19 protein-coding genes are annotated in these 16,765 nt (G+C 65.2%); 13 read left to right on the forward strand and 6 right to left on the reverse strand.

Going from position 1 to position 16,765, the window contains the following annotated elements; all coding sequences use genetic code 11:
* Window position 1: 1 nt before the first annotated feature.
* The 9 genes from V7082_RS01360 (at window position 2) to V7082_RS01400 (ending at window position 7,540) form a co-directional block, all read left to right on the forward strand.
* Entirely contained in the window at window positions 2-2,239 is a 2,238-nt protein-coding gene (locus V7082_RS01360; protein ID WP_334145677.1) for an HAD-IIIC family phosphatase, read from the forward strand.
* Window positions 2,240-2,494 (forward strand): acyl carrier protein, encoded by a 255-nt coding sequence (locus V7082_RS01365; RefSeq protein ID WP_334145678.1) that lies wholly within the window; start codon window positions 2,240-2,242, stop codon window positions 2,492-2,494. It begins immediately after the preceding gene.
* A gap of 235 nt (window positions 2,495-2,729) precedes the next feature.
* The gene (locus tag V7082_RS01370; RefSeq protein WP_334145680.1) at window positions 2,730-3,422 is read left to right on the forward strand and encodes a Crp/Fnr family transcriptional regulator; all 693 of its coding nucleotides are present in this window, start codon (window positions 2,730-2,732) and stop codon (window positions 3,420-3,422) included.
* Window positions 3,423-3,596: 174 nt separating this feature from the next.
* Entirely contained in the window at window positions 3,597-3,713 is a 117-nt protein-coding gene (pqqA, locus tag V7082_RS01375; RefSeq protein ID WP_334145682.1) for a pyrroloquinoline quinone precursor peptide PqqA, read from the forward strand.
* A 43-nt stretch (window positions 3,714-3,756) separates the two neighbouring features.
* Window positions 3,757-4,044, forward strand: a complete 288-nt coding sequence (pqqD, locus tag V7082_RS01380; RefSeq protein WP_334145684.1) for a pyrroloquinoline quinone biosynthesis peptide chaperone PqqD — start codon at window positions 3,757-3,759, stop codon at window positions 4,042-4,044.
* Between the two features lie 10 nt (window positions 4,045-4,054).
* Window positions 4,055-5,155 carry a pyrroloquinoline quinone biosynthesis protein PqqE gene (gene pqqE / locus V7082_RS01385; protein WP_334145686.1) on the forward strand — a complete coding sequence of 367 codons (1,101 nt, stop codon included), beginning with the start codon at window positions 4,055-4,057 and terminating at the stop codon, window positions 5,153-5,155.
* 20 nt (window positions 5,156-5,175) lie between these two features.
* Window positions 5,176-5,682, forward strand: a complete 507-nt coding sequence (locus V7082_RS01390) for a urate hydroxylase PuuD (protein WP_334145688.1) — start codon at window positions 5,176-5,178, stop codon at window positions 5,680-5,682.
* An 11-nt stretch (window positions 5,683-5,693) separates the two neighbouring features.
* Window positions 5,694-6,761 (forward strand): 3-phosphoserine/phosphohydroxythreonine transaminase, encoded by a 1,068-nt coding sequence (serC, locus tag V7082_RS01395; protein ID WP_334145690.1) that lies wholly within the window; start codon window positions 5,694-5,696, stop codon window positions 6,759-6,761.
* Between the two features lie 2 nt (window positions 6,762-6,763).
* A complete protein-coding gene (locus tag V7082_RS01400; RefSeq protein ID WP_334145692.1) occupies window positions 6,764-7,540 on the forward strand; it encodes a dihydroorotate oxidase in 777 nt (258 codons plus the stop codon).
* Between the two features lie 116 nt (window positions 7,541-7,656).
* Here the strand turns inward: V7082_RS01400 and V7082_RS01405 are convergent, their stop codons facing one another.
* From V7082_RS01405 to ubiT, 4 genes are read right to left on the reverse strand one after another with little or no spacing between them, the layout of a single operon-like run.
* Complete coding sequence (locus V7082_RS01405; RefSeq protein ID WP_334145694.1) at window positions 7,657-8,652, reverse strand: FAD-dependent oxidoreductase; 996 nt, start codon at window positions 8,650-8,652, stop codon at window positions 7,657-7,659.
* Window positions 8,653-8,667: 15 nt separating this feature from the next.
* Window positions 8,668-9,555 (reverse strand): ubiquinone anaerobic biosynthesis protein UbiV, encoded by an 888-nt coding sequence (ubiV, locus tag V7082_RS01410; RefSeq protein WP_442909740.1) that lies wholly within the window; start codon window positions 9,553-9,555, stop codon window positions 8,668-8,670.
* 27 nt (window positions 9,556-9,582) lie between these two features.
* Window positions 9,583-10,584, reverse strand: a complete 1,002-nt coding sequence (gene ubiU, locus V7082_RS01415) for a ubiquinone anaerobic biosynthesis protein UbiU (protein ID WP_334145697.1) — start codon at window positions 10,582-10,584, stop codon at window positions 9,583-9,585.
* Window positions 10,581-11,141, reverse strand: a complete 561-nt coding sequence (gene ubiT, locus V7082_RS01420; RefSeq protein ID WP_334145698.1) for a ubiquinone anaerobic biosynthesis accessory factor UbiT — start codon at window positions 11,139-11,141, stop codon at window positions 10,581-10,583. The genes ubiU and ubiT overlap by 4 nt, the downstream gene beginning before the upstream one ends.
* 98 nt (window positions 11,142-11,239) lie before the next feature.
* On the opposite strand from ubiT, the gene V7082_RS01425 reads away from it, so the two are divergent.
* The 4 genes from V7082_RS01425 (at window position 11,240) to V7082_RS01440 (ending at window position 15,616) form a co-directional block, all read left to right on the forward strand.
* Window positions 11,240-12,784 (forward strand): UbiD family decarboxylase, encoded by a 1,545-nt coding sequence (locus V7082_RS01425; RefSeq protein ID WP_334145699.1) that lies wholly within the window; start codon window positions 11,240-11,242, stop codon window positions 12,782-12,784.
* Entirely contained in the window at window positions 12,784-13,380 is a 597-nt protein-coding gene (locus V7082_RS01430; protein WP_334145701.1) for a UbiX family flavin prenyltransferase, read from the forward strand. Before V7082_RS01425 ends, V7082_RS01430 begins: the two co-directional genes overlap by 1 nt.
* A 263-nt stretch (window positions 13,381-13,643) precedes the next feature.
* Window positions 13,644-14,186: an iron transporter gene (locus V7082_RS01435; RefSeq protein WP_442909737.1), complete on the forward strand. Its 543-nt coding sequence runs from the start codon at window positions 13,644-13,646 to the stop codon at window positions 14,184-14,186.
* Window positions 14,183-15,616: a 4Fe-4S binding protein gene (locus V7082_RS01440; RefSeq protein WP_334145703.1), complete on the forward strand. Its 1,434-nt coding sequence runs from the start codon at window positions 14,183-14,185 to the stop codon at window positions 15,614-15,616. Before V7082_RS01435 ends, V7082_RS01440 begins: the two co-directional genes overlap by 4 nt.
* 9 nt (window positions 15,617-15,625) lie before the next feature.
* On the opposite strand, the gene V7082_RS01445 is transcribed toward V7082_RS01440, so the two are convergent.
* Both V7082_RS01445 and V7082_RS01450 read right to left on the reverse strand, forming a co-directional pair.
* Window positions 15,626-15,919, reverse strand: a complete 294-nt coding sequence (locus V7082_RS01445; RefSeq protein WP_334145705.1) for a hypothetical protein — start codon at window positions 15,917-15,919, stop codon at window positions 15,626-15,628.
* An 11-nt stretch (window positions 15,920-15,930) separates the two neighbouring features.
* Window positions 15,931-16,764 (reverse strand): peptidylprolyl isomerase, encoded by an 834-nt coding sequence (locus tag V7082_RS01450; protein WP_334145707.1) that lies wholly within the window; start codon window positions 16,762-16,764, stop codon window positions 15,931-15,933.
* Window position 16,765 lies beyond the last annotated feature (1 nt).

Below are 16,765 nucleotides of genomic sequence, written 5' to 3' on the forward strand. Positions count from 1 at the left end.
GATGTCTTCGGTCTTTCTCGACCCGCGAAACGGGGGTGGCGCGCAAAGCGCCGCGCGGCGGAGCATTGAGCCGGCGCCTGACAACAAGATCGACGAGATCGTCGATGCCGCCATTGCGGCGGCGCCGGAGTGCCTGCGCCAGCGCGTCATCCTGCCATCCATCGACTGGTCCCTGGTCGCTCCGCACAAGGTCGGTCTTCTTCTGTCGTCGCTCGATCAGGCGGGCCTCGGCATCCCGCGATGGCTGTCGCAAGCGCTGCTCCTCGCAGGCCACACGATCGACGGAGACGCCGCGCGGAAGCTGCCTGCGGGCCTGGCGGCCCTGAACCGCCTCAATCATGCGGGCGGAGACCGGCACGAGCGCAAGGCGATGTCTGCGGCGCTCGCCATGCTGGCCCACGAGACGGATCTGGAGCCCAGCGTCACCGCGGCCCTCGTGCAGAGGCTCATCGCGCTCAGCTGGGACGATGACGCTCTCAGTCTTGCGCTCGCGCAATTCTCCCGCGCTCCTGACGTCCTGAAATACACCGGCAAGGCGTTCGATGCCTATCTTGAGATCTTGCCTGCCGCACGGATCCGGCTCTCGGGTACCTCGACGACATGGATATTGATGGACGCGCTCCGTCCCGCGTTCGCCGTGCAGGGGTGGCGGGCGGAGGTCACGGAAGGCGCTTTCGGGAGTGCTCTCGCCGATCTCATGGCCCCGCCCGACGGGATCGACGCGCTGGCCGTGCTGCTCGACTTCAATAGCCTCGTGCCGCGGGATTGGCGTCTCGGATCGGCGGATATGCAGAGCCGTCTCGCCGATGTGGCGGACATTCTGGGCGATGCCTTGGACGCGTTCGCTGCGCGCGCGGACGTCCCGTTGCTGATCAGCACGATCCCGCTCCCTCAAGCCCCCACGGCGGGATTTCTGGATCGGCGCCATGCCATGGGGATCCGTTGCGGCGTCGATATGCTGAACGCGCGAATTCTCGACGCGGCCGAGAAATCGAACCGCATCGTGGTCGTCGATGCCGACCAGGCGCTCGCCCCGCTCGCGGTCCGCGATCAGAGCGATGCCCGGCTTTGGTACTACGGCCGGATCTCCTATTCCGCGGACGCGACGCGGCTCATGGCGAACGCGTTCGCGGAGGCATGGCGGCTGCTGCGGCGCGGGCCGGCGAAGGTGCTGGCCGTCGATTTCGACAATACGCTGTGGGGCGGCGTCTATGGCGACGACGGCATCGAGCGGCTTGCGTGCGGCGAGGAGTTTCCCGGCAATGCCTTCCAAGCCATGCAGCGGGAGTGCCTGAGGCTCAAAGCCCAAGGGTTTCTGCTGGTCGCGTTGAGCAAGAACAATTCCGACGCGCTCTCGGTGTTCGAGCGTCATTCTGGCATGACGCTGAGGTCGGATGATTTCACGGCCGCCGCCGTCAACTGGGAGCCGAAGCCAGACAACATCCGCAAGCTTGCGGGGGAGCTCAACCTCGGCCTCGACAGCTTTGTCTTCATCGACGACAGCCCGCATGAGCGCGAGGCCATGCGGCGCCTTTGCCCGGAGGTGCTGGTCCCGGAAATGCCGTCCGATCCGGCCGAGAGGCCGCTCTGGCTGCGCCGGTTGAGCGCGACCTGGCTTTTGCGCCTCACGGCCGAGGATGAATCGCGCGCGCGTCTCTATGCCGTCGAGCGCAAGGGGCGGGACGCGAAGGCGGGCGCCGTCAGCGTGGAAGCCTATCTCTCCTCTCTGGAGCAGCGCCTGGTCGTGAGCTTCGTCAACGAGAAGACCGTGGCGCGCGCGGCGCAAATGCACCAGAGAACCAATCAGTTCAATCTGACGACGCGGCGCCTGACCGAGCCCGACATCGCGGCGCTGATGAAGGACGAGGCGGGCGGCATGGCCGTCGTGGGCCGGGTGACGGACAAGTTCGGCGACCACGGCATCGTCACCGTTGCGACGGTTACCATCCGCGATGAGGAGGCGGTCATCCGTACGCTGCTCATGAGCTGCCGCGTGATCGGCCGGGACGTCGAGCGCGCGTTCATGGGCGAGTTGCTCCGGGAGCTCAGCCGGCGCGGCGTGCGGCGCGTCAGCGGCGAGTATATTCCGACGCCCAAGAATGCCATGGTCCGCGATTTCTATAGCGCGTGCGGTTTCGAGCAGACAGGCGCCGGCGAGGGCGGGACGACTTGGCTATTCCCGATCGACGTCAACGACCCGCCTGTTTCGCCTTATGTGACTCCAAGCTGGGAGGCTTGAATGGACGTTTATGCCGCGGGGACAGCCTTGTCCTATCCGGAGATCGTATCGATCTTCACCGAAGTGTTTCAGCACACCGGTCCGCTCACGCGGGCGACGTCGCCCGATGACATTCCGAAATGGGATTCGCTGCGGCATATCGCTTTGATCCGCGAGCTGGAGACGGCGTTCTCCATTCGTCTCTCGATGGACGAGATGATGGAAATTCGCAGTGTCGGCGACATCGAGAACGTGCTTCAGCGCCGCGGCCTCTGATCAAGCCTTGGAATTCTGCGATTGCCTGCGCCAGGCCCCGATCGATCAAGCAAATGTGATCCAGGGTGAAGGTTGATTTCTCTCAGTCGCCGGCCGGCGACCGGGAGGATGTGGCAAACTGGGCAAAATGTGGCAATAAGCGTGTCGGTTGTTTGCTTTGCGTCAAATGCGCTCCGCGCAGAATGGCGCAAGAGGACACGCAGCAGAAATCGAACATCCAGGCTCTCGCCAGATCATGGACGCAGCGGACTGGGATATCGTCAAGTCCACCCCGCTTTTCGGGGCGATGGCATCGCAGACGGCGCAAGCGCTTGTCGGTAACGCTGTGCCGCGCCATTACGAGAAGGGCGTCACGCTCTTCATGCAGGGAGAGCCTGCGGATGCCTTCTTCATCGTTCTCGACGGATGGGTGAAGATCTATCGCACGACCCCGGATGGGCTCGAGGTCGTTCTGCACGTCTTCAAAAGCGGCGAGACCTTTGCCGAGGCCGCCATATTTCTCGGCGGGCGCTATCCGGCAAGTGGAGAGACTGCAGCGCCCTCCCGCCTTCTCCGAGTGGATGGCGCGGCCTTTCGCACGCGCATCGAGGAGCGTCCGGTGCTCGCCATGTCGATGCTCGCGTCCGCCTCCTATCAGCTCAAGTTCCTCGTCGAGCAGATCGAGCAGATCAAGGTGCGCTCGGCGCCGCAAAGGATTGCCGATTTCATGGTCCGCATGACGCAAGTCAGAAACGGCCCTGCGGTCATCGAGCTGCCTTTCGAGAAGGGGCTGATTGCCAACCGGCTCGGCATGAAGCCGGAGAGCTTCTCGCGGGCGCTGGCTCAGCTCCGCGCATACGGCGTGACGGTCGAGCGTGGGACCGTCAGCATCGCCGATGTCCGTAGCCTTCTGAGCTTTGTCGAGTACGCGCCCGATGATGATGCATAGGCACGGCTTCCTGTCCTACAGCAGACAGATCATCAAAACAGCGTGAGCGCGCCCTTTCCCGGCGCCGGCTCCCACCCTCCGCTTAACGGAAGTCAAAAGGCCCCGAAAGGCAGGCGGGGATAGTGCGCGCGAGGTCGCAACGGCCTCTTACATGAAAAAAGGAGGAAATTCGCGATGACATCCCTGGATGCCGCCTGCCTCGATGAGACCACGACGCTTGTCTGGGCTGCGCCCGCTTATTGCGATGTGCGTCTCGGCTTCGAAGTGACCGCTTACGTTTACGTTCGCTAAGGGGGCGGGGTGCCGGAGACGGCCCCCGATCGTGGAGGAGCGCATGCAAGCTGAGAGGCAGCTCGGGCTCAAGGACGTGGTCGAGCTCAATCCGAACTACCACTTCCGATGGGAAGAGCCGCAACAGGCGCATGTGCTCCTCTATCCTGAAGGGATCGTGAAGCTGAACCAGACCGCGGCCGCGATCCTCGAAGCGTGCACGGGGGCCGCATCGATCGCAGAGGGCGCCGCGGAGCTCGCGCGCCGCTATCGCAAACCCGATCTCGACGCTGAGGTTCTCAAATTCTTGGAGGTCGCCCATGCCAAAGGCTGGATCCGGATTAAGTCTTGACGGCCTGGGCATGCCACTTTGGCTCGTGATCGAGCTGACGTACAAGTGCCCGCTCAAATGTCCCTGGTGCAGCAATCCGGTCGATTTCGACCGCTATCGCAATGAGCTCACCACGAGCGAATGGAAAGAGGTCCTGCGCGAGGGGCGCCGGCTGGGGTCGCTGCAACTTGGCTTCTCGGGAGGCGAGCCGATGCTGCGGCGCGACCTCGAGGAGCTGGTCGCGGAAGCGGATCGGCTCGGGTATTACACGAACCTGATCACGTCAGGCGTAGGGTTAAATTCGAAACGGCTTCGCGCACTGAAGAAGGCCGGGTTGAAGCAAGTCCAGCTCAGCCTGCAAGCCTGCGATCAGGAGCTCAACGAGAAGCTCGTTGGGCTCGACGTGTTCGACCATAAGATTGCCATCGCGCGCGAGATCAAGGCCGAGGGGTTTCCCATGGTCCTGAACGTGCCGGTCAGCCGCTACAACATCGATCATACTGAAGCCTTCATCGAGCTCGCAGCCGATCTCGGCGTCGAATACATCGAGCTCGCGAACCTGCAGTACTACAACTGGGCGCTTCTGAACCGCGCCGAGCTCTTGCCCACGCGCGAGCAACTCGTCCGGTCGGAGGCCCAGGTCAACGCCGCGCGTGAGCGTCTGGGCAAGAAGCTCACCATCTACTTCGTCGTACCGGACTACCATGACAAACGCCCCAAAGCCTGCATGAACGGCTGGGGATCGATCCATCTGACGATTGCGCCGGACGGGACGGCGCTGCCCTGCCAGGAGGCGCGCCTCATCAAAGGCATCGAATTTCCGAACGTGCGCGAGCACGGCCTGGACTGGATCTGGAAGACGTCGCAGGCTTTCAACGAGTTCAGGGGCGATTCCTGGATGAAGGAGCCCTGCCGAAGCTGCAGCGAGAAGGAAAAGGACTTCGGCGGATGCCGCTGCCAGGCCTTCCTGCTGACGGGCGATGCGGCGAACACGGATCCCGTCTGCGCCAAGTCGCCCCACAGGCACCTCATCGACGATCTGGTTGCTGGTGCCGAGAGGCGCGGGAGCTGCGGCTCAAAGCCCCTGATCATGCGTGAAGGCGGCACGCCGAGGCGCGCAGGCGTCGACTGACGCACAAGCAGGAACACAGAATGGATTTCGGAGCCTTGGACCTCGCGGCACGGTTTCTCCACGTCGCGGGCGTCATCATCTGGGTCGGGCACAACTGGGTTAATGTGGTCCAGACACCGGTGTTCCGGCGCGTCCTGCCGGCCGATCCTCCGGAGAACGTGCGTGCGGTCTTCATCGGCGCCTCGAAACGCGAGCACGGCATCTTCCGTCATGCGTCGCTGATCGTGCTCGCGACCGGCGTCTATATGCTGTGGCGGCGCGGCGATCTTTTCGACGCTCTCGCTCTCTCCGGGCCGTCGGCCACCATCGGCCTCGGTGCGTGGCTTGGAACTCTGATGGTGATGAACCTCTGGTTTGTCCTGTGGCCCCACCAGAAGAAGGTTCTGGGCTTCATCCCGGCTTCGACCGAGGAGCGCCTGCGGTGCTCCCGCATCACATTCCTGTCCTCGCGGACCAACACCGTTCTCTCGGTGGCCACGCTCCTGCTCATGCTCAGCGGAGCCCATGGCGTCCTTCTCTTCGGATGAAGGGATCCGGCGTGACGATCCACAGTTTCGCCTCGGCCTCATCCATGCTGCCCCGCGATGTGCGGGCGGCGCTGGGCTCCGATGTCGCCGTGTGGCAAAACTCCGGGCTCTCGGCGCTCGAGCTGCCGTTCACAGGGAAAGAGTTCGCCGACATTCTGGCGCTTGCGGAGCACGATCTCAGGGCGCTTCTCGATCTTCCCGACACCTACAGCGTGCTTTTCCTGCAGGGCGGAGCATCGGCGCAATTCTCTCTGCTTCCCATGAACCTTCTCGGGGGGCTCAAGCATTGCGACTATGTCGAAAGTGGGCACTGGTCGAGGCGTGCGATCGCGGAAGCCCGCCCGTGGTGCGACGTGCGCATCATCGAGTCCCGGGACGAGGGGTCGTTGCCGCCGCCCGGCGAATGGGACCGGTCTCACGACGCGGCCTATTGCCACTTCACGACCAACGAAACGGCGAACGGCCTGCAATTCCACTCCTATCCCGAGGCGTCGGACGTTCCCGTTGTCGCCGACATGACGGCCGATTTTCTCACGCGTCCCGTTCCCGTGGAGCGCTTTGGCGTGATCTATGCGAGCGCCCAGAAAAACCTGGGTGCGGCGGGCCTCACGATCGTGATCGTGCGCAGGGATCTTCTTGGTCGCGCCAGAAGCGGGACGCCGGCGCCCTTCGACTATGCGCGCCAGGCTGAAGCCAAATCCAAGGTCAACACCCCGCCGACGTTCGCCGTGCTGGTGGCGGCCCGGATGCTGGGCTGGCTCCGGAAGACCGGCGGACTCGCAGCGGCCGAGGAGAGGAACAAGAGGAAGAGCGCCAAGCTCTATGCCGCGATCGACGGCGAGTTCTACCGCTGTCCGGCGCCGCCGCCGCATCGCTCGTCGATTAGCGTGTGCTTTCGTCTCCATGACCCGGCGCTCGATCTCATGTTTCTCGAAGAGGCGCAGGCGAGGGGACTTTTGCACCTGCGCGGCCATCCCGCCATCGGTGGCATCCGCGCATCCCTCTACAACGCCGTTGAGGAGCGCTCCGTCGATGCGCTCGTGAGCTTCATGTCCGATTTCAAACGCCGCAGAGGGTAGCGATGCACAGCTTGCACAAGAACAGGCCGTATCGTCAGGGCAGCGGATTGGCCGGGTCGGCGACGGCCTGCCCCCCGCCGGGCCGTCCGGTCACTGCGATGGGCCTGTCGTTCGCCAATCCGTTGGGGCTCGCCGCCGGATGCGACCGCACGGGGGAGCTGGTGCCGTCCCTTCGCGCATGCGGGTTCGGGCACGTCGAGGTCGGCACGATCACGCCCGCGACTGGATACGTGGGCCCACCCGGCCGGCTTCCGTCCCTGCGCGTCGGCATCAATATCGGCAGCGATCGCCCTGGGCTCGACGAGCGCGTGATCGAGGATTACACGACGACGTTGAAGCGGGTGTTCGGACACTGCGACTACGTGGTCGCCAATCTCAGTGCGCCGGATCTGCGTCGGAACGGCAACACGGCGGGCGTTGCAACGCTCGTCAATCGTCTCACCGTGGTACGGGATGTCCTGTCGGCCGTCGGTGGCTATCGCGTGCCGCTGCTGCTCAAGCTCGACGCGGGGCTGCACGGGACGAGCTTTCCTGCCGCGATCATGGCGGCGCGTGTCAGCAGTCTCGACGGCATCGTCCTGGTGTCGAATTGCCTCGATCGGATCGCCGCGATCTCGACCTATCTCGACGGATTGGCGCTGATCAACGTTGGCGAGGTCGGGTCGGCGGACGATGTCAGGGCGCGCATCGGTGCCGGAGCCAAGCTGGTTCAGGTCCACAACGCTTACGCGACCGGCGGCAGGGCGCGGATCCAGCGCATCCTGAAAGAGCTTGCCTAGAGCCTCGCCTCAGAGGCGAGGCTCTTTGCTTTTGGTTTGACGCGTTTTCTTAACGCGAAGTGGTGCCCACTTCGCTTGAAAACGCACCGGCGGCGGGCGCCATCCGTGATGGGGGCTCACTCTTCGCTGATGAGAGGACTGAGGACCACGCTCCCCGCCAGATAGTCTGCGACGAGCTCCGCGAGCGCCGGGGCGAGCAAGAATCCATGGCGGTAGAAGCCGTTCACGATGATCTTCCGGCCGCACACGATCACCCGCGGGATGTTGTCGGGAAAGGCCGGCCTCACTCCGGCATCGATCGACACGATGCGGGCGTTGCCGAAAGCCGGGTGCAGGGCATAGGCCGTGGCGAGCAGATCCATGGCCGAACGCAGCGTGACGGGACCCTGCTCGTCGCTCTCGAGGACCGTGGCGCCGATCATGTAGGTCCCCATGTCCCAGGGAACGACATAGAGCGGCGAGCGCGGGTGGAGGAGGCGGATCGGACGCCTCAGCGAGATGTCGCGATTTTGAACGATGAGCCGCTCGCCTCTGACGCCGCGAAGCGCCGTCACGTCCTCTTTGGCGCCCATCCCGCGGCAGTCGATCACGTAGTCCGAGCCGTCGTCCTCCGACCAGGTCTGATCGAATGTGATCTTGGCTCCGAGACGGCGCATGGTTCGCAGGAGGAATGCCCCGGCCGCCGCCGGCTCGAGGTGCGCTTCCTCCGCATAGAAGAGGGCGGTCTCGAAGCGGCCTCCGAGATCCGGCTCGAGCTCAGCCACGTCGTCGGGCCCGAGCGATCGATGCCCATCGGTCAGCCGCGAGAAACGGATGAGCTCGCTTCGGTCCCGCGGAAGCGCGACGACCAGCGTGCCGTTGCTGACCACGCCTCCGAATGTCGAGCGCCAGATATCGAGCGACCTCAGTCCGAGATCCTGCACGATCGGAGACGCGCCCTCACGTTCGCAGAACGGAGCCAGCATGGCTCCGGCGTAGGCGCTCGCGGTTTTGTTGAAGGGAATCTTGGCGCGATCGACGAGATGAACGGCGTACCCTCGGTGGGCCAGCGTGTACGCCTGCCACAAGCCGGCGATGCCGGCGCCAACGACGGTGACGGTCGGTGCCTTCATCTCAGGTCATGTCTCCTAACCCATGACATAGAGCGCTCCGTTTGCGCCGTGCACGAAGCCGTTCGAATAGGCGGCGCTGGGCTCGATGGCGCGCAGGAGGCGCATGCCCTGCTCCGGCTCGCGTCGGTCGTCGAGAACGTCGCGGAAGATTTTTGCCACGGCGACCATGTCGCACGTGTGCGGCGAAAGACGCAGCGCGGAGACGCCGATCTCTCCGAGCTGCTTCGCCTCGGGGACCAGATTGCAGTAGGTATGAGAGAGCGTCTGCACGCCGTTGATGGTCAGGAACTTTTCGTCGTCGAGCGTGTCCACTCGAAGGCCGTCCGGATCCTTTTCACACACGAACTGGCAAGAATCCTTGGTGAGCCCGTGCACCCGCGCGTGGTAGCAGCGGGCCGAGATGGCGAGCGGAATGCGCCCGAACGCCCACACCTCGATCTCCGTTTCGGGCGCGGCGGCGGCGATGGCGGCAATCGACGTCATCGGCAGCTCGGGGGGAAGCGCGATCCGACGGGCCCCGCCCCGGATCAGGAACAAGGCGGCGGCTTCATTGTACACGTTGAGCAGAGGCCCGATGGCGTGTGGACGGCCGGCGAGGTGAGGGATCATGGAGACATCGTTGGCCTCCACCATCTGCGGCGCATCCGCGAGAGACGCGCCGTATTTGAGCTCGCGCGCGAGCGTCGGCTGCGCCAGCGAGGTCAGCATCACCGTCTTGCCGGCGCGTTCGAGACGCTCGATCACGTCGGGGAGCGCTTCGGTAAAGAAGGGCTGGCGCTTCGAGCAGACGACCTCGCCGAGGCAGACGAGGTCGACGGGCGCCTCGTCAGCGATGCGCGCGTAGAAGTCGCGCCAGCGTTCGACCGGCCAGTTGAAGAGCACGGGCCCGAGAGTCAACGATATCCGAGACATGTTTGACCGTCTTGCTCCTCATCGCCATGTTTTCTGGTAGGCCCCTCCGGTGACGCTCTGCCCCTCGGCGATCGATGCGAGCGAGTCGACCGGAATGTTTTTTCCGGCAGCGAGTGCGTCCAATGACGCGCGAAACGCGCTGACGACAGCCTTGATGTAGGCGCGGCTGCGCTGCCGCCCCTCGATCTTGATCGCCGTGACACCGGCGTCGCGCAGAGCCGGAAGAAGCCGACGCGCGTCGAGGCTCACCGGCTCCTCGAAGAGATACCCCTCTTTGACCGCCGTCTTGAAGCGCCCCTTGCAGAGGGTCGGATAGCCGACGGGCTGATCTGCGGCGGCGCGGTTGATCGTGAAATCGCCAAGGCGCGAGACGAAACTGTCGCCGTCCTCGCGGTAGCTGACGTGGCTCGCAGGGGAGCAGACGCCGTTCATGTTCGGCGACTTTCCGGTGGCGTAGGAGGACAGCGAGCACCGCCCTTCCGTCATCACGCAAAGACCGCCGAAGGCGAAGGTCTCCGTCTCACATGGGATGGCTCTGGTTACCGCGGCGATCTCGGCGACGCTGAGCACGCGCGGAAGTACCACGCGCTTAACGCCGAAGGACTTCGCGTAGAACCGGATGGAGTCGGCGCTGGCTGCGGCCGCCTGCACGGACAAATGCAGCCGCAGGCCCGGATGTGTCTCCGCCGCATAGCTGAGCAGCCCGAGATCAGCAAGAATGACGGCATCGGCTCCGAGCGCCGCCGCGTCGTCGATGGCCTGCCGCCAGGGGTCGACGGCGCCAGCACGCGCGAACGTATTGATGGCAACCAGGACCTTCGCGCCCCGCTCGTGCGCATAGGAAATGGAGGTGCCGAGCTCGTCGCGGGTGAAGTTGAGGCCCGGAAAATTGCGGGCGTTCGTTTCGTCTCGGAACCCGCAATAGACCGCGTCTGCACCTGCATCGATGGCCGTGCGCAGGGCCCCAGGCGTGCCTGCGGGGCAGACGAGTTCGAGCGATCGCGCGCCAATGGCTGTCACCGGGCATTCCCTCGATAGAAGCCGTCGTTGCCGGAAAGGGCGATCCCCAGAAGACGCGTGATGCCCCGAGCGGACTGGTCGAACGGCGCCGCAAACGGCCCCAATGTCGCCGCGACCTCGCCGATCATGTCGACGTCCGCATTGTCAATCGCGTTACGAAGAGCGAGCACGGCCTCGACGTCGCCTTCGATCACAAGGTCGCGCGAGAAGAACAAGGCGTCGCCATCGTAGACCCCGTCGACGAGACCGATCAGCGCCAGCAGAGGCCCTCTGATGCGGGAGTCTGCAGCCTCGTCCGAAACCGTACGCGCGACCCGCAGGGATATCGTCCCCTTGCCAATACTCAGGAGAGTGACGAACGGAAGATCGCTCGGTTCCACGGCAATGCGCCGCCCCTCGACGGGAGCGAGCCTGCTGATGAGATCAGGGTGACGCTTGAGAATGCTGGCCAGCAAGCGCTCGAGTGCAAACTGCAAGGGCGGCAGAGGCAACGGCCTCAGGGCCCATGCGCAGATGCGGGGCAAGCGTATGACCTGTTGCGATGCGCTCTCGAGCATGACACCTCTCACGCGCTCTTCTTTAGAGAGAGTTGCCGACTCGGGGCTTAACCGAGGTCAATCCGTTCGAAAACGTCCAGTGTTTAGTGCCGCGAGCGATGTTTGGAGGGTCGCGTCTCGTGCGGCATTTGCCTAAATTTCGCGACCTGCGCGCCTTCCTGAGCTTCCTTGACGCGAGAGGTGCGCTCAAGCGCGTCAGCGAGCCGGTCTCGGTCGTCCACGACATGACGGAGGTTCACAGGCGCATCCTCGAAGGAGGGGGGCCGGCGCTGCTGTTCGAGCGCCCGATGCGCGCCGACGGCTCGCACTCGAACGTGCCTGTCCTCGTTAATCTCTTCGGCTCCGCGGCTCGGGTGTCCTGGGGATTGGGCGTTGCGCCTCAGGGGATCCGCCATCTCGGCGAGCTGCTTGGCGCGCTAAAGGAGCCCGATGCGGTCGACGGGCTTCGTGGCGTGCTAGAGCGCTGGCCGGCGGTCAAGGCGGCACTCAGCATGACGCCGGCGTTCGTCAGCCGCCCGGCGGTGCAACAGCGCGTGGCGACCGGCCCGGAGATTGCGCTCGACCGGCTTCCGATCCAGACCTGCTGGCCGGGCGAGCCAGGCCCGCTCATCACATGGCCGATCGTCCTGACGCGCCCGCCCGACGACGAGTCCGTCTCGCGCTACAATGCCGGCATCTATCGCATGCAGGTGCTGGGAGCCGATCAGGCCATCATGCGGTGGCTGGCGCATCGGGGCGGCGCCGCGCATCATCGCATGTGGCAAAGCGAAAACCGCGACATGCCGGTCGCGATCGTGATCGGCGCCGATCCTGCGACGATCCTCTCCGCCGTGCTTCCGCTTCCCGAGACCATATCCGAGCTGCGCTTCTCCGGTGTTCTGCGGGGGGAGAGGCCCAGGCTTGCCCGCTGTGTGAGCGTGCCGCTCATGGTGCCGGCCGATGCCGAGATCGTCATCGAAGGCCTCGTCTCGCCGCATGAGACGAGGCCCGAGGGGCCGTTCGGCGATCACACCGGCTATTACAACTCTGTCGAAGAGTTCCCGCTGATGCGGGTCACCGCCGTCACCAGCCGCGCCGACCCGATCTATCTTTCGACCTATACGGGCCGTCCTCCCGACGAGCCCTCAATCATAGGCGGGGTACTGAACGAGCTTTTCATACCCATCCTGCGCCGACAGCTTCCCGAGATCGTCGATTGCTGGCTTCCCCCCGATGCCTGCTCGTACCGCATGGCGGTCGTATCGATCCGCAAGCGTTACGCCGGCCAGGCGCGCCGCGTGATGATGGCCCTCTGGAGCCTCATCATGCAGTTCTCCTATACGAAGGTGATTATCGTGGTCGATGAGGACATCGACGTGCGCAGCTGGCGGGATATCTCTTGGGCGCTCGCGACACGCATGGATCCGTCGCGCGACCTCACGGTCATCGATCGCACGCCCATCGACTATCTCGATTTCGCGTCCCCGGTGTCGGGACTCGGCGGAAAGCTCGGCATCGATGCCACCACCAAGATCGGCACCGAGACCGAACGCGAGTGGGGACGGGTGCTCGCGATGCCTCCGGACGTGGGCGCGCGCGTGGACGAGATGTGGCACCGGCTCGGACTGGACGACGGCACGCGGCCGCACGAGGGAGACCGTTGATGGAGCCGAAACGTGTCGTCCTCGGCGTCAGCGGCGCATCGGGCGCACGCATTGCCCTCAGGATCGGCACCCTTCTCAGCGCCATGCCGGGCCTCGAGGTCCATCTCGTCGTGTCTGAAGCGGCCGAACGGACGCTCGCGCACGAGGCCGGACCGGATGCGCTGCGCGCGCTCGAGACCGTGGTCGCCTGCCGCCACCCGATCGGCGATATTGGCGCATCGATTGCCAGCGGCTCCTTCCGGACGGAGGGCATGATCGTCGCGCCCTGCTCCATGCGGACCACGTCGGCCATCGCCTCGGGGATTGCCGACAATCTGCTGATCCGCGCCGCGGATGTTCATCTCAAGGAGCGGCGGCGGCTGGTGCTGGTGGTGCGGGAGAGCCCGCTGCATCTCGGCCATCTGCGCGCCATGGTATCCGTCACGGAATACGGTGCCATTGTCGCGCCGGCGGTGCCGGCCTTCTATCTCGCGCCGGAAACGGCGGCCGATATCATCGATCAGATCGCTCGTCGCGCCATCGATCTTCTGTCGCTCGACACCCCGGTCCTGTCGGCCTCCTGGCGAGGATGTCCGGACAGCGAAAGCAGGGCCTGAGTGCCCTCGCGAACGCTCCGCTCATGACCGCGCCCTGATCGCGGCGCGCCGCATCGGGGTTTTTTTCGCTCCCGGCTCCGCCCGAGCGACGATGCCGCGGCATCGTCTGCGCGGACGTGCGGCTCGAGCGGCAGCCATAACTTGACGAAAGTCAAGTTGGGGGCATGCAAAACAATACTAATATTGTCATGTTTTAGTCGCCTGCACGGCGCGCCCGCTGCGGGTCCGCCGGGCGAGCGGAGATTTCCAGGGAGACAGCCAAGATGTCCTGCGCGAGAAGGCTTGCGATATCCTGCATGGCCGTCGCCGGGCTCGCGTCGCACGCGACCGCCGCCGAATACAGGATCGGCTCTGCGCAGACCCTCCACGGCATGGAAATCGCGACCCTCTATCTTCAGCCGGTCGAGATGGACCCGGCCGGCATGATGCGGAGCGCGGCCCTGTCCGACATTCACCTCGAAGCCGATATCCGCGCGACGGCGGACAACAGGAACGGGTTCCGGGAAGGGTCGTGGGTGCCCTACCTGTCGGTTCGCTACGAGCTGACCAAGGTCGGCGGCGAGACCGTCACCGGCGACTTCATGCCCATGGTGGCCAGCGACGGCCCCCACTACGGGGACAACGTCAAGCTCTCGGGGGTGGGCTCCTACAAGCTGCGCCTCACGATCAGTCCGCCGGGAGATGCCAAGCACGCTCATTTCGGCCGCCATACGGACCGCGAGACGGGTGTCGCCGAATGGTTCGCGCCGTTCACGCTCGACTATGAGTTCGTGTATGCGGGAACGGGAAAGAAGGGGGCCTATTGATCGCCGCATCGAAGCTGCAGGATCGCCCGGCTCCGGCTCTCCCGGCCATCCCGTTGCGATCGGATGTCTGGGGCGCTTTGGGGGATTGGCTGCTCCGCCATCAGCGCGCGATCCGGAAGACCCAATGGGGCGTGGTCGCAGCCTACCTTCTGCTGCTGATCGTGCCGGCTGCTCTCCCACTGCCGCACCGCCTCGCCCACATCTGGACCGACGTGACGCTCTTCGCCCAGTTCGTTTTCTGGGGGCTCTGGTGGCCGTTCGTGTTGCTCAGTACGGTTTTGGTGGGCCGCGCGTGGTGCGGGCTTCTCTGCCCGGAAGGCGCGCTCAGCGAGTTCGCCAGCCGGCACGGGCTCGGCCATGCGATCCCGCGCTGGATCACATGGCCTGGCTGGCCGTTCACGGCCTTCGCAGCCACCACCGTGTATGGTCAGCTGGTCAGCGTCTACCAATACCCGGCTCCGGCACTCCTCATCCTCGGCGGGTCCACGCTGGCAGCGGTCGCGGTGGGTGCGGCATTCGGACGGCGCAAGCGCGTGTGGTGCCGCTACCTGTGTCCCGTGAGCGGCGTCTTCGGCGTCCTGGCGAAGCTCGCGCCTTTGCATTTCCGGGTCGACGCCGACGCCTGGCATGCCTCACAGCAGCTCCCCAAGGCGCGGCCGACGCGCATCGACTGTGCGCCGCTCGTGCCCATCCGGACCATGCGCGGGGCGAGCCAGTGCCATATGTGCGGCCGCTGCAGCGGTTTTCGCGGCGCGGTTCAGCTGGCCCGCCGCTCGCCCAATCACGAGATCGTCGAGGTGTCGGCAGAAACGGCGAATGCCGGGGAGAGCGTGTTCATCATCGTCGGCATGATCGGCATTGCGGCCGGCGCCTTCCAGTGGTCTCAGAGCCCTTGGACCGTCTCCATGAAGCAGAGCCTTGCCGGATGGCTCGTCGGACAGGGCATGGTCTGGCCACTCGAAACCACGGCGCCGTGGTGGCTCCTGACCAACTACCCGGCCAACAACGACGTTCTGACGCTGCTCGATGGCGCGGTGCTCGTCGCCTACGTGTTCATGACGGCGGCCATATTGAGCGCGGTGATCTCGCTCAGTCTCGCGTGCGCCACGCTCGCGGCGGGCCGCTGGTCGTGGCCGCGTTTTCACCACCTGACGCAAAGCCTGATCCCGGTTGCGGGGTGCAGCATCTTCCTCGAGCTCTCGAGCCTGTCGGTCACGCTGCTGTGCGCGGAAGGTTTCCAGCTCGGCTGGGTGAGCACGGCACGCATGGCATTGCTCGTGGGCGCCTCGCTCTGGACGCTGGCGTTGGCGCGAGCCATCGCCCGTCGCTACACGGATTCGCGCCTCAGGCGCATGGCGGCAGTCGTTGCGGTCTCGGCTGCGGTGGCGGCAGTGAACATCGGCCCGGTTCTGCTCTTCTGGCTCTGGTGAGCCGGGCGCTCAACGACAGATGTGCTCGTCGGCGTGGAGTGCGGTCTCGATCATGCGCCGCAGCGCGGCCAACCCGGGATCGGCCGCATTGGAGCACGCCGTCATGAGGCCAAGCCAGCGTTCGTCGTCTGCGGAGGTGACGAAACGGCCGACGGCCTCATGCGCCCACGCGGCGACATCCATTCCTGCACTTTCCGCCGCGGCCTGCACGCGCGCCATCAGCGCCAGATCGCCCATCGCCAGCAAGGTCTCGAGAACGACTGTCTCGTCATCGAAGCGGGACAGGAGCGCGCCGAGCTGCATGACGGCTCTCCTTACGCGACACGCAGATCGGCTGGCATCGGCAGCGCGACGCCTTCGATCTCGGCCCGCCCGGCGAGCCGGGCGACATACTGCGCGACGGCGATTCTGTGGACCCGATCGGCGAGATAGTCGGCAACACGTTCGCGCACCAGCTCGAACGGAAGTTCCTGACCGGCGATCTTCCGTTCCAGGCGGATGATATGAATGCCGTAGCGTGTCTCGACCGGATGCTCGGTCGTCGCGCCCGGCTCCAAATCCTGCATGGCGGCTTCGAACTCGGGCGTGGTCTGTCCAGCGGTGATCTGGCCGAGGTTGCCGCTTTGAGAGGCCGACGGGCAGGCGGAATGAGCGCGGGCGAGCTCCGCGAAGCGTCCCGGTTCGCGCGCCAGAATTTCGAGGGCCGCGTTTGCGGCCTCCCGCGCACGGTCGAACGAGGGCGCGTCGTCCTTTCGGGCCGCGAACAGAATGTGCGAGACTTCGAAGATATCGGCGGAACGGAAACGTCGCCGATTGAGGTCGTAGTATCGGCGGCAGGCGCTCATGTCGGCCACGGGAGTCGTGACCTCGCGCTCGATGAGGGCCCGGATCATAGCCTCCTCGTCGGTCTCCCGACGCCCCCGGTCATCGCACAGGGATCCCGCAGTGATATTGAGCCTTCGTGCCTCGCTGAGCAGGAGGGCGCGGACGACCAGGGCGCGGGCGGCGGCCGTCCACGCTGCCAATGGCGATCGCGCCTTGTGGTTCTGCGCCTCCCGTGAAATGGCGTGGTGGGGAATGGTGACGCCATTGACAGCAACGCGTGTGCGGGGTGTTTCCGAAAGATCGGTGTGAAGCGAGCATCCCATC

The organism is Hyphomicrobium sp. (assembly GCF_036833075.1).
In the GTDB taxonomy this organism is placed as follows: Bacteria; Pseudomonadota; Alphaproteobacteria; order Rhizobiales; family Hyphomicrobiaceae; genus Hyphomicrobium_C.